General features: G+C 33.9%; 15 protein-coding genes. 12 read left to right on the plus strand and 3 right to left on the minus strand.

Annotated elements, in window-relative coordinates; genetic code table 11:
- Positions 1-4: 4 nt before the first annotated feature.
- The 3 genes from OA85_RS02385 to OA85_RS02395 all read right to left on the minus strand — a co-directional run bounded on the left by OA85_RS02385 (position 5) and on the right by OA85_RS02395 (position 3,423).
- Positions 5-1,057, minus strand: coding sequence for an HlyD family secretion protein (locus tag OA85_RS02385; RefSeq protein WP_039107908.1), 1,053 nt, complete (start codon positions 1,055-1,057; stop codon positions 5-7).
- Positions 1,058-1,093: 36 nt separating this feature from the next.
- Positions 1,094-2,437, minus strand: coding sequence for a TolC family protein (locus tag OA85_RS02390; RefSeq protein WP_231557065.1), 1,344 nt, complete (start codon positions 2,435-2,437; stop codon positions 1,094-1,096).
- A gap of 167 nt (positions 2,438-2,604) precedes the next feature.
- Positions 2,605-3,423 (minus strand): AraC family transcriptional regulator, encoded by an 819-nt coding sequence (locus tag OA85_RS02395; protein WP_039107911.1) that lies wholly within the window; start codon positions 3,421-3,423, stop codon positions 2,605-2,607.
- A 399-nt stretch (positions 3,424-3,822) separates the two neighbouring features.
- Between OA85_RS02395 and OA85_RS02400 the strand changes: the two genes are divergently transcribed.
- The 12 genes from OA85_RS02400 to OA85_RS02455 all read left to right on the plus strand — a co-directional run bounded on the left by OA85_RS02400 (position 3,823) and on the right by OA85_RS02455 (position 15,417).
- A complete protein-coding gene (locus OA85_RS02400) occupies positions 3,823-4,083 on the plus strand; it encodes a hypothetical protein (RefSeq protein ID WP_039107912.1) in 261 nt (86 codons plus the stop codon).
- 54 nt (positions 4,084-4,137) lie between these two features.
- Positions 4,138-4,521 (plus strand): hypothetical protein, encoded by a 384-nt coding sequence (locus tag OA85_RS02405; RefSeq protein WP_039107913.1) that lies wholly within the window; start codon positions 4,138-4,140, stop codon positions 4,519-4,521.
- Positions 4,522-4,764: 243 nt separating this feature from the next.
- Positions 4,765-5,097 carry a helix-turn-helix transcriptional regulator gene (locus OA85_RS02410; protein WP_039107915.1) on the plus strand — a complete coding sequence of 111 codons (333 nt, stop codon included), beginning with the start codon at positions 4,765-4,767 and terminating at the stop codon, positions 5,095-5,097.
- 19 nt (positions 5,098-5,116) lie between these two features.
- Positions 5,117-5,587, plus strand: coding sequence for a DUF6428 family protein (locus tag OA85_RS02415; protein WP_039107916.1), 471 nt, complete (start codon positions 5,117-5,119; stop codon positions 5,585-5,587).
- A gap of 17 nt (positions 5,588-5,604) precedes the next feature.
- Positions 5,605-6,240, plus strand: coding sequence for a low molecular weight phosphatase family protein (locus tag OA85_RS02420; protein WP_197056048.1), 636 nt, complete (start codon positions 5,605-5,607; stop codon positions 6,238-6,240).
- Positions 6,240-7,283 (plus strand): ACR3 family arsenite efflux transporter, encoded by a 1,044-nt coding sequence (gene arsB, locus OA85_RS02425; RefSeq protein ID WP_039107917.1) that lies wholly within the window; start codon positions 6,240-6,242, stop codon positions 7,281-7,283. Before OA85_RS02420 ends, arsB begins: the two co-directional genes overlap by 1 nt.
- A gap of 273 nt (positions 7,284-7,556) precedes the next feature.
- Positions 7,557-10,064 carry a nitrite reductase large subunit NirB gene (nirB, locus tag OA85_RS02430; protein WP_039107919.1) on the plus strand — a complete coding sequence of 836 codons (2,508 nt, stop codon included), beginning with the start codon at positions 7,557-7,559 and terminating at the stop codon, positions 10,062-10,064.
- Between the two features lie 116 nt (positions 10,065-10,180).
- Entirely contained in the window at positions 10,181-10,558 is a 378-nt protein-coding gene (gene nirD, locus OA85_RS02435; protein WP_039107920.1) for a nitrite reductase small subunit NirD, read from the plus strand.
- Between the two features lie 29 nt (positions 10,559-10,587).
- Positions 10,588-11,175 (plus strand): DUF4202 domain-containing protein, encoded by a 588-nt coding sequence (locus tag OA85_RS02440; RefSeq protein WP_039107921.1) that lies wholly within the window; start codon positions 10,588-10,590, stop codon positions 11,173-11,175.
- Between the two features lie 12 nt (positions 11,176-11,187).
- Positions 11,188-12,996: an ATP-binding protein gene (locus tag OA85_RS02445; protein ID WP_039107922.1), complete on the plus strand. Its 1,809-nt coding sequence runs from the start codon at positions 11,188-11,190 to the stop codon at positions 12,994-12,996.
- A 126-nt stretch (positions 12,997-13,122) separates the two neighbouring features.
- A complete protein-coding gene (locus OA85_RS02450) occupies positions 13,123-13,782 on the plus strand; it encodes a response regulator transcription factor (protein ID WP_039107923.1) in 660 nt (219 codons plus the stop codon).
- A 153-nt stretch (positions 13,783-13,935) separates the two neighbouring features.
- Positions 13,936-15,417 (plus strand): nitrate/nitrite transporter, encoded by a 1,482-nt coding sequence (locus OA85_RS02455; RefSeq protein WP_039107924.1) that lies wholly within the window; start codon positions 13,936-13,938, stop codon positions 15,415-15,417.
- The last annotated feature ends 264 nt before the right edge of the window (positions 15,418-15,681 follow it).

Genomic DNA, 15,681 nt, shown 5'->3' on the forward strand with positions numbered 1-15,681 from the left:
CTTATTATTTATGTTCGGCTATAACAGTAACATTCATACCGGCTCTGAGAAAGTCCGTTTGTGCGTCATTTTCTTTTAGTTTTATTCTAACCGGAATTCTTTGTTCTATTTTTATAAAGTTACCCGTTGCATTATCAGGAGGCAATAGTGAAAAACGCGCTCCACTGGCTGGCGATAAAGATTCAATACTTCCCCTAAATTCTCTCCCGCTTATCGCATCTGCTTTCAGCTCCACTTCCTGTCCAATGGATAAATATTGCAACTGCGTTTCTTTAAAATTAGCGGTAACCCACTTTTCCTTACTAACAATAGAAACTAAAGTCTGTCCTTCTTTTATCATTTGTCCCGGTTGCATCATTTTTTTACCCACCCAACCATCATAAGGAGCTGTAATTACGGTATAGGAAAGAAATAAAGTAGCATTATCAGCAACGGCTTGTTTTGAATGAATTACAGTCTGAGCCGTAGGGATTTTAGCCGAAGCTTCTGAAGTGTTCAATGCCGCCGATTGAATCGTGTTGGCTATTTCCTGATAATGCGCTTGTGCCAATTCGTAATCTGCTTTTACTTTTTCAAGCTGTTGTTCGGTTGCCGCTTCTTGGCTAACTAATCCTTTGTAGCGATTGAATTCCAGTTTCGTTTTCCAAACTTCTGTTTTTGCAGCCTGTAACTGAGCTTGTCTAACGGAAGTCACATTAGAAGTTGTTGCTACATTTTTTTCAATCACAATGCTATTGCTTTTTGCATTTTCAACATCGGCCAATGCCATGTCTAAATGCGCTTTGTATTCCCTATTGTCAATTACCAGCAACGTATCGCCTTTGTGAACAAACTGATTTTCATTATAACGCACTTCAGTAATGTAACCCGTAATTCGGGCCATAATTGGCGTTACATACTGGTCCACCTGAGCATCATTGGTTTCTTCGTGATTTTTATTAAAAAGATAAAACCAAATCCCTAAAACAATTCCGCCGAGAACCAGCATACTGGCAATCACGGTGATTAATCTATGAAATGACCGATGTGCCCGTGACGAATTATGAACTTTTACCATATAAAATTGAAACTAAATTATATTAAATTGAAATTATTATTTGTTGAGTAGTCCTGCCGTATGAAGCAATTCATAATGTTTCATAACCACATCTATTCTAGTGGAAACTTTGTTGAATTTTGCTTGAAGTAACGCATTATCTGCATCGACCATTTCAGTAATCAACACCAGTTGATTGAGGTATTTTAATTTTACAATGCGATAATTTTCATTGGCTAAATCCAATGCTTTGTCCGTAACCGGTAGCTTGTCCAATATTTCCTGATATTGGGTATGATTTCTAAATACTTTATCGACCATCTCATTTTTCACCAGCTCCGATTCATTTTTTTGTAATTCCACTTTTAAATTGGCAAGCTGAACTTTGGCTTTATTTTTATACAAACCGGACAAATTATAACTAGCCTCCACGCCTATTTGCCCAATAGTATAGAGATACGGACGATTCAGCGTAAATAGCATATAATCAGGATATTTAAGATTATAATTTCCAAAGAAACTGACCTTAGGGTAATAATTCCCTTTCACTATTTTTAACGCTGTTTTTTTTACGTCTACTTCCCTATTTGCGATACGCATTTCTTCATTTTGAAGGCTTTCTTTAAAATAGAAATCATAGTCTTTTAAAGGAGCAATATCGAGTAAACCTGTTGTGTCGATAGCAATTTCTGATTCTTCAGACAATTGCAATACTGTTTTTAACTCTTGAAGTGCAATTCTGATATTTTTCTTATTGGTCAATGAGTTTAGTTCTCTGTCCGATAATTGCAGTTCAGAACGCAGCACTTCATTTTTAGTAACGGTTCCAAAGGTTTTAAAAGCTTTCACTTCCTTTAGCCTTTCCTGTTCTTCTTTAATGCTTTCGCCAATGATTTTCTGTAGTTCCATCATTTTATAAATACCCAAAAAAGTAGCTGTCACCTGCAATTGAATGTCATTCTGCGTCTTCTCTACCTTAATTTTAGCGATTTCATTTTCCTCTTTCGACTTTTTAATCGCATTATTGATTCTATTACCAGCATAAAGCGGCATATCAAATTTTGTAACCGCATCATATATTACGGTCCCAGGTTCTGGAGTATAGGTATGTTTATCCGAGAAAAAACCACCTTCGTATTCCGTCAAATCTGATAATCGGGAATACATGGCATTAAAATTAACTTCCGGTAAACGAAGATTTTTTGTCTCGGCAATCTCTTTTTCCGAGATACGCTGTTCGATATGAGATTTCTGAATCGTCTTATTATTTTCTTTAGCGATTTTTAAAGCATCATTTAAAGAAATAGCGGTAGCTTGTTGTGCTTGTACTGACATGATTCCTTGAAAGAAGAGGAATAATACCACTGCAATTTTTGAAAAATTAATTTTCGATTGGTTCAAAAGAACCCATTTTTTAAGAAACATAATATAGATAAAGGAATAGGGTGCAAAGTTCCCTAATTTAATTTATGCTATAAAATCAACTAAAGCCAACTATTTATTCATTTCGGACAAATATAAAACAATACAACTACTATAACGATTGCAGAAAATAAGTGCCACAAAAATTACTTTTTTAATATTTCAACGCCTTTTAAATAATCCGAAGGGCGTTGTCCTAAAATCTTGAAAAAAGTATTACTAAAAGTCGGCACACTATTATAACCCACAGCTTGCGCCACTTCATTAACAGATAGTTTTTTTTCCAGTAACAATTCTATTGCTTTTAAAATTCTTCGAATGGTAAAATATTGAATAAAAGACATGCCTAAATCTTTTTGAAACAAACGATACAAAGAGCGCTCACTAAAACCAAATCGATTGGCCAAATCAGAGAATAAAATAATTTCCCCCAAGTTTTTATCTAAATAACTAATGATCTTATTAAGCCTGATATCCTTTGGTAATGGCAGCGACAACGGTAAATTAGTGAGACAAATTTCGGGTAAAATGGCTTTAATCGCATTGGCAATACTAAAATTTCTGCTTCCTTTTTCCAGGTTTCCATTCCATCGGTTGGTGAAAAGCATCATTTGCAGCAATAAATCATTAATGGGATAAATGCCTTCTTTTTCATAAAAAGGATCTTCATTTGAATCTATTGGAAAATACAAATTCCGCATCATGACATGCTCTGAATTAGGATAAATACTATGTTTTATTCCGCCTGGAATCCAAATAAAATGTCGTGCAGGAAGAAAATAAGTTTTGGTTTCAGTGGTAACATGAACAATACCCCCTTCAGAATATAGCATTTGTGCTTTTTCATGCTTGTGGGTTGGAATCATTAATTCACCCATCAAATCATGGTGGCAATAAATACTTTTTTTATCGGTATCAACCTCTTTTATATAATATTTCTCTTCTAAAGTTTCCGATAGACCCATGTGACTGAAATGACTATTTTTATGACTTATTACAATATTTATTCAACTCTTAATTCACTAAAATTAAATAGTTTTTAAGTTTTATACCACTAATTTATTTTGGTTATTTTTTTATTAAAAACACACAATTATGCAGTTGGACAGCATTAGATTTCAAAGTTACAAAGACAAAGTTGTTTCTGCACAAAATGCCGCTTTATTTTCCAAATATAAAATGACTATTAGAACCCGTAGATTTACTAAAACATACTGTAAATAAACATTCATTCTAAAATCAAAAAGTGATATTTTTCTATTCCATTTTCCATATTAATACAACATAAATCACTAACTTTAAGCTACTTAATAACTAATTCAAGTACGTCAGAACTAGAATTCTAATTTTTAAAAAATAAAAACATGAGCGCACTAAAAGACAATGTAATTCCAGGAAACCATGGTCAAATTTTTGGAACAAACGCTATAGAAGAAGTCGATTTAATCGAAATTAAAGCCAGCGTATTGAAATTAGACGGAATAAAAGATGTGCTGTTGAATGCTGAAATATTCCCCAGAGAATTCACTGTGCACACTTCCAAAATGGTAGCTATCAGTGACATTGAAAACAAAGTAAAATCAGTAGGCTTTCACGCCATTCCAAAAGATTTATTTGAGCTTTAATATTTTGAAATAACGCAGATTCAATTAATCTAAAACTATTTAAAAAGACAAAAAATGGAAACTAAAAAAACAATTTATCAACTACACGAAGAACACAAAACGTGGCTAAACAAACTTTCCTTTTATAAAGACGAACTTAAAATTATGGATAACCGAATTTTGGAAGTGGCAAAAAAAAACACTTCTAGTGAGGTCCGAGCTTTAGCAGATCATTTTAATAATCTGTTAATCATTCAAAAAGAACAGATTGACATCTTAACCCATGATATAAAAAGTCATGAATTGTATCTTGAAGCGGCAGCGCTCGATAATCCTAACGATATTGATACTGAAAAATTTTCAGACCATAAAAAGCACCGAGAAAGTATCACCATTTTTGAGAAATTATTTAAAGAATTGAGAGAAGAATTGATTGATTTTCTATCGAAATGGATGTAAATTAGAAGCTTTTTTTTTCAAAAAAAAGACTAGAAACCATTTCTTTAGAATTTGTAGAATCAAATACATTTTAAATTTTACCTAAACCCATTTCCCTTTACAAGCATTAACTTTAAAATGCTTATCACATCTCTATTGGCTCTATTAAACCAAAGAGCCAATTAAAAATTTAAACAAAAATTAGTATTCTAGATTTGGTTTTTACATATCTATATCGTAATATTGCAATATAAATATATAACAATGGGAATTACTAAATCAGAACATTTCACAGACGAGCAAAACGAATTAGCAACATTGGCGAAAGCCATAGGTCATCCTGCCCGAATTGCCATAATAGAACATCTCATAAAAGTAAACAGTTGTGTGTGCGGTGATATCGTAAACGAGCTACCTCTAGCCCAGCCTACCGTTTCGCAGCACTTGAAAGAGCTAAAAAATGCCGGACTTATAAAAGGCAATTTTGAAGGCAATGCTATTTGCTACTGCCTGAACGAAGAGGGATTTAATAAAATAAAAGGCTTCTTTCAACATATTAATACCTACTTAGAAAACAGGAAAAATCAATGTTGTTAATTTTTAAATTATAAAAAAAATGAAACTATCAGAAATTAAAAAGCAGTTGGGCACCGCAGACAACGTTGCTTTTGTATTACCAAACGGGAGCTATGTTCCAGAACATTTTCACGTAACCGAAGTGGGTTTAATCACCAAAAACTTTATTGACTGTGGCGGAAAAGTTCGAAAAGAAACCGTAGTGAATTTCCAATTATGGGATGCCAATGACTTCGAACACCGCTTAAAACCACAAAAACTTTTAGATATTATCGCACTTTCAGAAAAAGTATTAGGAATCGAAGATTATGAAGTGGAAGTAGAATACCAAGACGAAACTATTGGAAAATACGATTTAGGTTTCAACGGACAAGAATTCACTCTTTTAAACAAGCAAACCGCTTGCTTAGCTCAAGACCAATGTGGCATTCCTGCAGAAAAACAAAAAATAAAATTATCCGAAATCCCAACGCAATCAAGCAGCTGTACTCCTGGAGGAGGTTGTTGCTAATTTTTTAAAACCATAAAATGACTGTAACCAAAACCATCGTATTTCCAGAAATCGAAAAAGTAATCCGTGCTTTTGATTTTGAAACCATCACATCAGAGCGTAAAATTATTTTGCAACCGCTTATTGATTTTATTCAAAACAAAGTTACCAACCAACAAGAAATTAGGCTGAACTTAATTTGTACCCACAATTCCAGAAGAAGCCATTTATCACAAGTTTGGGCACAAACAGCGGCGGCACATTTCAATATCAAAAATGTATTTTGCTATTCTGGCGGTACCGAAGCAACTGCTTTATTTCCTATGGCTGCCAAAACATTGGAACAATCAGGTTTTAAAATCAAAACCATTGCAGCAGGGAATAACCCTATCTATGCCATAAAATATTCTGACAATGAACATCCCGTTATTGGTTTTTCTAAAACTTATGATGACGATTTTAATCCGAAAAGTGAATTTGTAGCCATATTGACTTGTTCTCAAGCTGATGGAGGTTGCCCGTTCATTGCAGGTGCTGAAATGCGCATTCCGATCACATTTGAAGATCCAAAAGCATTTGACAATACGTCACAACAAGCAGAAAAATATCAGGAACGCAGTTTGCAAATTGCAACTGAAATGTGCTATGTATTCTCCCAAATAAAATCATACTAATGGCAGCTAAAAAAAGATTAAACTTTCTCGATAGTTACCTTACACTTTGGATATTTCTAGCAATGGCAATTGGTGTTTCCATTGGATACTTCATACCTTCCAGCAGTGGATTTATCAATTCCTTTTCAAGCGGAACGACAAATATTCCTTTGGCAATTGGATTAATAGTAATGATGTATCCACCATTGACTAAAATTGATTTTTCAAAAATTTCTTTAATGTTTGAAAAGCCAAAATTAATCACCGCCTCTTTTTTAATCACCTGGATTGTCGGTCCGTTTTTAATGTTTTTATTAGCAACATTCTTTTTGAAAGACTATCCGGAATACATGACCGGTTTAATCATAATTGGAATTGCGCCCTGCATTGCAATGGTAATTGTCTGGAATGAATTAGCCGAAGGAAATAGAGAATTAACGGCTGGATTAATCGGAATTAATAGTTTGCTACAAGTGTTCTTTTTTGGTCTATATGCCTATTTCTATTTAGAAATCATGTTGCCATTATTTGGAATAAAAGGATTAGAATTAAATATTACAGTTGCGCAAATTGCTACAACAGTTGGAATTTATTTAGGAATTCCTTTTGCATTAGCAGTAATTAGCCGCTATGCCATCAAGAAATACGTAGGCGACAAATGGTTCAATCAAAAATTTATTCCATTTGTTTCTCCCATTACTTTGATTGCTTTACTATTTACAATCGTCGTCATGTTTAGTTTAAAAGGCGAAATGATTGTTGATTTGCCACTTGATGTAATTAGAATTGCCATTCCGCTTGTCATTTTCTTTACCATTATGTTTTTTCTGATGTTTTTTGTTTCAAAAAAAATTGGAGCCAATTATAGAGATGCCGTAGCACTTTCATTCACGGCATCAGGGAATAATTTCGAATTGGCAATTGCAGTTTCCATTGGAGTTTTCGGTATCAATAGCGGACAGGCATTTGCTGGAGTTATTGGTCCATTAGTAGAAGTTCCAGCTTTGATAATTTTAGTAAATGTCGCTTTTTGGTTAAGAAAAAAATACTATCAATCTAAGTAATTTCTAAAAGACAAATTCCAAAATATAAGTACACACTTTTAAATTAACACAAAGCTCCCAAACACTTTTTTGGGAGTTTTTTTTATCCAAAAAATTATTTTCCCCCCTAAATACAGAATATTTTTTTCAACAAAACAGGACTTTAATTATAAATACCCTATTTAAAACACCCTTTTTTGAATAATTACTAATTAATTTCAAAAACACATAATTAAGTATCTAAATTAAGTATTAATACTTATATTTGCGTAATAATACTTAATTAATGAGATTATGATTAAAGTAATAGTAGTCGGAAACGGCATGGTAGGTTACAAATTTTGTGAAAAATTCATTGCAAAATCAGGACAAGAAGAATATCAAATCACCGTATTTGGAGAGGAACCAAGACGCGCATACGATAGAGTTCACTTGAGTGAATACTTTGCGGGTAAAAGCGCTGACGACTTATCATTATCAACATCAAATTGGTATGAAGAAAATAATATAATCCTAAATACCTCTGAATTAATCACTGATATTAATAGAGAGCAAAAAACAATACATACCCATTTAGAAAAAACGCATACTTACGACTACTTAGTTTTAGCTACAGGCTCAGCTGCTTTTGTACCGCCTATTGAAGGGGTAGATAAAGAAGGAGTTTTTGTATACAGAACTATTGAGGATCTGGATGCGATTATGGCTTACGCCAAAAAAATAAAGCAAAATGGTGCTACAGAAGCTGCCGTCCTTGGTGGTGGATTATTAGGACTTGAAGCTGCTAAAGCAGTATATGATTTAGGTTTAAATCCACACGTTGTGGAATTTGCGCCTCGATTGATGCCAAGACAGCTTGACAAAGGGGCGAGTGACATGTTGCAATCAAAAATTGAGGAACTCAATATTAGCATTCACCTGAACAAATCAACACAATATATTGCTGGTGAAGATACTATAACAGGAATGATGTTTGAAGGAGAAAAACTCCTAAAAGTAGACATGTTGGTAATTTCTGCAGGGATTAAACCTCGAGATGAACTAGGAAGAGTTTCCGGACTTGAAGTAGGCGTACGAGGAGGAATTGTAGTAAACAACAAGATGCAATCTTCTGATCCTTATATCTATGCGATTGGAGAAGTAGCACTTTACAATCATATGATTTATGGTCTTGTGGCTCCTGGATATGAAATGGCCGATGTGGCCGCTGAACAAATCCTCAAAGGGGCAAAAACGATGAGGGAAACCATCGATATGTCTACACAATTAAAATTAATTGGTGTTGAAGTTGCGAGTTTTGGTGATCCTTTTATAGAAAATGAGGATGTGACCGCCATTGTTTACGAAAACAAATTCAGTGGAATTTACAAAAGAATCAATGTTACCAAAGACGGAAAAACACTTTTAGGAGGAATATTGGTAGGTGATTCAAGTGATTATAATGGATTGTTCCAAATTTATAGCAACGCAATGAAATTGCCTAAAAACCCGGAAGATTTGATTTTGGGTTCAAGAGGAGGGGAAAGTTCTACTATGGGAAGTGCAATGGACTTGCCGGACACTGCCATAATTTGTTCTTGTGAAAATGTTACCAAAGGAAGTATTTGCTGCTCTATCACAGACGGCACTTGCGAAACTCTTTCTGACGTAGTAAAATTGACCAAAGCAACAACGGGTTGTGGTGGATGTAAACCAATGGTTGTAGATTTAGTAAAAGAAACCCAAAAATCATTAGGAAAAGAAGTCAAAGATGTGGTTTGTGAGCATTTTGCTTATAGCAGACAAGAACTATATGATATCGTAAAAATCAACAAATTTACCAATCACAATGAGGTGTTGGGTACTGTTGGAAAAGGAGATGGATGCGAGGTTTGTAAACCGGTTTTATCTTCCATATTCTCTAGTATATATAATGATACTGCCAACAAACATGTCGTTGAACAGGATTCAAATGACAGATTCTTAGCTAATATTCAACGTAACGGTACTTACTCTGTTGTGCCTAGAGTTACAGGTGGGGAAATTTCAGCCGAGAAACTAATCGTATTAGGTCAAGTAGCACTAAAATACAATCTATATACCAAAATTACAGGAGGACAACGTATCGACTTATTTGGAGCCGAATTAAATGATTTGCCTGAAATTTGGAAAATACTTATCGACAGTGGTTTTGAAAGTGGACATGCTTATGGTAAATCATTACGTACCGTAAAAAGCTGCGTAGGAAATACTTGGTGTCGTTATGGAATGGATGACAGTACCACTTTTGCCATTGAATTAGAAAATAGATACAAAGGATTGCGTTCACCACATAAAATCAAAGGCGGCGTTTCTGGTTGTATCAGGGAATGTGCCGAAGCCAGAGGAAAAGATTTTGGAGTTATTGCCGTAGACGGAGGCTGGAATCTATACATCAGTGGTAATGGAGGAGCAAATCCAAAACACGCTGTTTTATTTGCTGAACAAGTTGACAAAGAAACTTGTTTGAAATACTTAGATCGTTTCTTGATGTTTTATATCCGTACAGCAGGACCATTAGTTCGAACTTCTACTTGGCTAGAAAAACTGGAAGGCGGACTAGATTACTTGAAACAAGTAGTAATCGAAGATAGCTTGGGAATTGCTAATGCATTGGATGTAGAAATGCAAGGATTGGTTGATTCATACGAATGTGAATGGACCCAAGTTATTGAAGATCCTGAATTGCAAAAACGTTTTAGACATTTCACCAATTCTGACGAGAGAGACGACACTATTGAATTTGTACCAGTAAGAGATCAAAAAATGCCGAAATCTTGGTAATCAGCCGATTTTAAATAAAAACAACTACTACATTATATACAACTAATTAACTGTTTTCAGCTGCTGATTCCTCTCTTTGAGAGGGATTAGGAGTTAAAAATTAAAAGATTATTCAAATGGAAAATATTCTAAATCAATACCAAACCGTTTCTCTAAACGAAGTAAAAATATGGTTCAAAGCAGGAAAAACAGCTGATTTTCCTAGTAATGGTGGTGGTTGTATCAAATACAAGAACAAACAGATAGCCATTATAAAATTTGACCGAAGAAACGAATGGTACGCTTGTCAAAACTTATGTCCACATAAAATGGAAATGGTACTTTCAAGAGGAATGATTGGTTCTGCTGATGATATCCCTAAAATAGCTTGTCCTATGCACAAGAAAACATTTTCTCTTGTAGACGGGTCAAATTTGAATGGTGATGATTTAAAAATCGCAACCTATCCTGTAAAAATTGTAGAAGATGAAGTATTCGTTGGCTTTTTGGAATAATTATGTATCTTTGATTTTAAACATTTCAAATGACAACAACACCATTCCAGAACGCAAGTACATGGATTGATGCAGAGAATGCTCAAGATCCAAACCACGAAACATATCAATCGATAACATATCCTAAGGAATTATTATATTCGAATCGAATGTATGAAAGACTGATGGATTTCCATCCAAGTGCTTCAGAATCAGTTCAGATTGCCTCTAAAGCACAACACATTTGCAGATGGAAAATAGCACGGGAATCCTACCCTATGGATCGTGTGGGTTATTTAAAATGGCGCGAAGATTTGAAAAAATTTCACGCCAAAACAACCGCCGTTATTTTAGAAAAAGCGGGTTACAGTGAGGAATTTATTGCTAGAGTTTCTTTTCTGATTGAAAAAAAATTACTTAAAAAAGACGAGGAAACACAACTTTTAGAAGATGTAATTTGCTTAGTCTTTCTAGAATACTACCTAGACCCTTTTGTCCACAAACACGACAGGGAAAAAATGAAAAATATCATTCTGAAAACTTGGCTTAAAATGTCTGAAAAAGGACAGCAGGAAGCCTTAAAAATCAACTACAGTGCTGCAAATCTTGAATTGATCAAAGAGTCTCTTGAACTGTAATTTGATTTCGTTATGAAAAGCAAAGCCAAAGAGTCTGCCGATAAAAGTACTTTCAAAAAATTAAGGCGATTGTATATTTTCGCTCTTTTGACCATTGCTATCACGGTAGTATTGAGTCAACTTCTTATTCAATATAATCTTAAAAGACAGTTGAGTGATTCCCGAATAATAAATATTTCGGGAAAACAAAGAATGTTGAGCCAGAAATTGACCAAAGAAGTTTTAATTTTAAATTTCGTAACCGATACTGCCAAAAGCAAACAAGAAATCATTCGTATTAATGAAACACTTTCGCTTTGGAAAAGTACACATTATAATTTAGAAAAAGGAAATGACAGCCTTGGTTTCCCTAGAGAAAAAAGTCCGAATCTCTTAGCGTTATTTACCTCCATAAAACCTCATTTTGATAGTATTGTCAGTGCCACCACACAATTTTTAGGAAACAATAAGGAGCACAAAAACAAAAAAGAAAATCAAAAATTAGTGCAGACTATCCTTGAGAATGAAGGTGTTTTTCTTTTGAAAATGAACCAAATTGTAAGTGAGTACGATCAGGAAGCACTGGATAAAGTAACGCTGCAACGCAAAACAGAATATGTGATATTTGGTTTTACTTTATTGATTTTATTGTTAGAATTAATTTTCATTTTTAAACCTACAAACCAAAAAGTAGAAAAACTAATTTCTAAGCTATTGCTATCTGAAAAGAAGGCTTTAAAATTAGCTTATAACACGGAGATAATTAGCGAAATAAAGGAAAACTCCGTTAAAGAATTAAAATCACTCAATTATGCAATGGAAAACACATTGCTCTATTGCCGTGTTGCACCAGATGGTTCACTAATACATATTGGCGAAAAATTCTCTAAATTACTTCAGTATAATCCCTTCGTTTCTGACAAAACATTCTCGCAAGTATTAACACCAATAGAAAAGGAACAACTCACAATAAGTAGGATTGTTTCGGAAAAACAGCGCAGTGGCTGGCAAGGAGAACTCAATATAACCAATAGAAAAGGAGAATCCCTTTGGCTGGATATATCAATGGTTCCGGTAACCATAAAAAAAGAGGAATCTGAATTGTTGATTATCTGTTTTGATATTACCGAACGTAAAAAAGCAGAACAGGAAGTCGAACGATTGAATACCGAAAACGTAACCGATAAAATCAATCAGCAGAAGATTATTTCAAGTAAAATTGTCGAAAATCAGGAAAACGAGCAAAACAGGATTGCCAGAGAAATTCACGATGGAATTGGGCAAATGCTTACCGGTTTAAAATTCAGTTTAGAAAGCATCAATCTGGATGACAAAGAAAAAGCGGCCCAAAAAATAGAATACCTAAAAAAATTATCGCTTGATATTATAAAAGGGGTACGTACGGCTACATTCAACCTGATGCCACCAGAATTGAGCGATCATGGAATTGTCTCCTCTATTGCAAAACTGACTCAGGAGTTATCAAAATTGACAGGGAAAAACATCCTTTTTTATAATAAAACCCATTTTGATCAACGCCTGGATTCCTTAATTGAAATCAACATTTACAGACTGACACAGGAAGCGATTAATAATGCTTTAAAATACGCAGATTCAACACATATTATTGTTCAATTATCTCACAGTCATAATCTCCTGAGTATTACGATAGACGATAACGGAAAAGGCTTTGATATTAATGCAGCCGAGAAAAAGAGAAATAGCGAATCCGGAATGGGATTGCTTTTCATGAAAGAAAGGATTCAATATATTAATGGTCGGGTTTTCATCAACTCAATTCCAAATGAAGGAACCCGAATTACTTTCAATATTCCTATATAATCCTCTAAAGTTTACAAAATTTACTCTTTTTTCAATCCAAATAAAATAATTTCATTAGAATACGTATCTTAGCCTTAATTTTTAGGTTAATATACGTAATAATCAGATTTCAAAATTAAGTAAGCTATGAGTAATACTATTCGAGTTGTTCTAACAGATGATCATGTATTTGTAAGAGATGGTATCAAATCATTATTAGAAAACGAAGTCAATATAGAAGTTGTAGGCGAAGCTACAGACGGCTTAGAAGCCTTAAAAATAATAGAAAAAGTAAAACCTGACCTACTGATTTTAGACATTCGTATGCCTAATTTAACCGGTATTGAAGTAGTTGAAAAATTGAGAGCTCAAAACAATATGGTTAAAATTGTTATGCTTTCTATGCACGAATCAGAAGAATACGTATTAAAATCAATCAAAGCCGGAGCTGACGGATACTTACTAAAAGGTTCCAGCAAAGAAGAATTCCTTAAGGCAGTTCACACTGTTGCTAATGGTGGAAAATATTTTAGCGGTGACATTTCTTCCATATTAATTGGCCAGCTTAGTAATCCATCAGGTATAATAGAAGCAAAACAAACATTAGATGAAGAACAGTTAATAACCAAAAGGGAAAAAGAAATTCTTAAACTTTTATTGTCCGGAAAAGGCAATAAAGAAATAGCTGAAGCTTTGGATATCAGTAAACGTACAGCTGAAGTACACCGTTTTAATTTGATGAAAAAATTGAAAGTAAAAAATCTTATGGAACTTTCTAATAAAGCAACTGAATATTCTTTACTCTAATCCTTTTAAAGGTCACTTTTTGTTTGCACTAATAAAAATACGTACACAACAATATTAAAATACGTATAAATACTTAATTATTTTTAAAAACCTGCGTTTTAGCAGGTTTTACATAAGCCATAATACTTAATTTTGACAAAAAATATAAGTATTATGAAAAATTCAAACTCATTATCCCAATCGCATAAAATTTTGTTTTTAAATACACTTGCATTTACTATATGTTTTGCTTGTTGGACTTTAAATGGCGTTTTAGTTACCTTCTTAGTAGACAATGGCATTTTTAAATGGAGCGTTGTCCAAGTGGGCTGGCTTCTTGGAATTCCAATTCTAACAGGTTCTATTATGCGTTTACCAATAGGTATTTTGACTGATAAATTTGGTGGAAAATATGTCTTCTCCATATTATTACTTCTCTGCTCTATTCCCTTATTCTTACTTCCATTAGCTGATAGTTTTTTCATGTTTGCCCTTCTAAGCTTTTTGTTTGGTATGGTAGGAACCAGTTTTGCCGTTGGTATTGGATTTACTTCTATTTGGTATCCAAAAGAATGGCAAGGTAGAGCATTGGGTATTTTTGGAATGGGAAATGCGGGAGCAGCTATCACTACATTCCTTGCCCCTTCATTATTGAATCATTTTTCAGTAGAAGACCCTCAAAATGGTTGGAAATTATTGCCAATTATTTATGGAGCAGCTTTAGTAATTATTGGTGTCGTTTTCTTAATTTTTGCAAAAAATAAAAAAATAGAGAACCAAACAAAAACTGTAAATGAAATGCTTCAATCTTTAAAAAGCGCCCGAGTTTGGAGATTTGGAGCTTATTATTTCTTAGTTTTTGGATGCTTTGTTGCCTATTCACAATGGTTGTTACCAAACTTTATGAACGTGTATCAAACCAGTTTAGTTATGGGTGGTTTGTTTGCCACGATGTTTAGTTTACCTTCTGGTGTGATTCGTGCTTTTGGAGGTTACTTATCAGATAAATATGGTGCCCGAAAAGTGATGTATTGGGTATTATCGTCTTCAGTAGTATTGAGTGCTTTATTGATGGTTCCAAAAATGGATATCACAACTTCAGGACCAGGTGTTATGGCTGGCAAAAAAGGAACTATAACCGCTGTTACTGAAACGAATGTAAAAGTAGGAGACAAAGACTTTCCAATTAATAAAAAGATAGAAAAACCACTTGAAAGTTCTATTTTCCCAACCAAAAACTCATGGCAAGAAGTCGTTGTGACGCAAAACCAAGATGTTAAGAAAAAAGAATTATTAGCCAAAGGAATTACTGCAATCCATTTTGATGCGAATATGTGGGTGTACTTAGTTTTAGTAATCCTGATTGGTATTTCTTGGGGAATTGGAAAAGCAGCCGTTTACAAACACATTCCTGAATATTTCCCGACTGAAGTAGGTGTTGTAGGTGGAATGGTAGGAATGATAGGTGGTCTTGGTGGTTTCTTTGGACCAATTATCTTCGGGTATTTATTGACTGCAACCGGTATTTGGTCTAGTTCTTGGATATTTGTACTCCTATTTTCAGCAATATGCTTGGTTTGGATGCATTATACAGTAACCAAAATCATGAACGAAAAACAACCTACGTTATCCAGAGAAATGGAACGTAAAAAATAAAAATATACTTTTTTGAATGGGTTATTTGGATTAAAAAAATTGTTAATAAACACAATAATCAAAACATTTAAAAAAGAGTAGCAAAACTTTCAATTCCTCTAGAAAGTTTTTACTTCATACACGGACGTAACACTTTCTATTACGGTTTTACGCCTTGTGTAGAAGCTACAAAAATTAACCGCAAATTCCCAGCTTTAAAATCTGTGAATTTGCGGTTTTTGTTTTTAATAGTATTAAAGAAATAATGAAATTAATTTAAGTGTA

It is taken from the genome of Flavobacterium sp. AED, from assembly GCF_000812945.1.
GTDB lineage: Bacteria > Bacteroidota > Bacteroidia > Flavobacteriales > Flavobacteriaceae > Flavobacterium.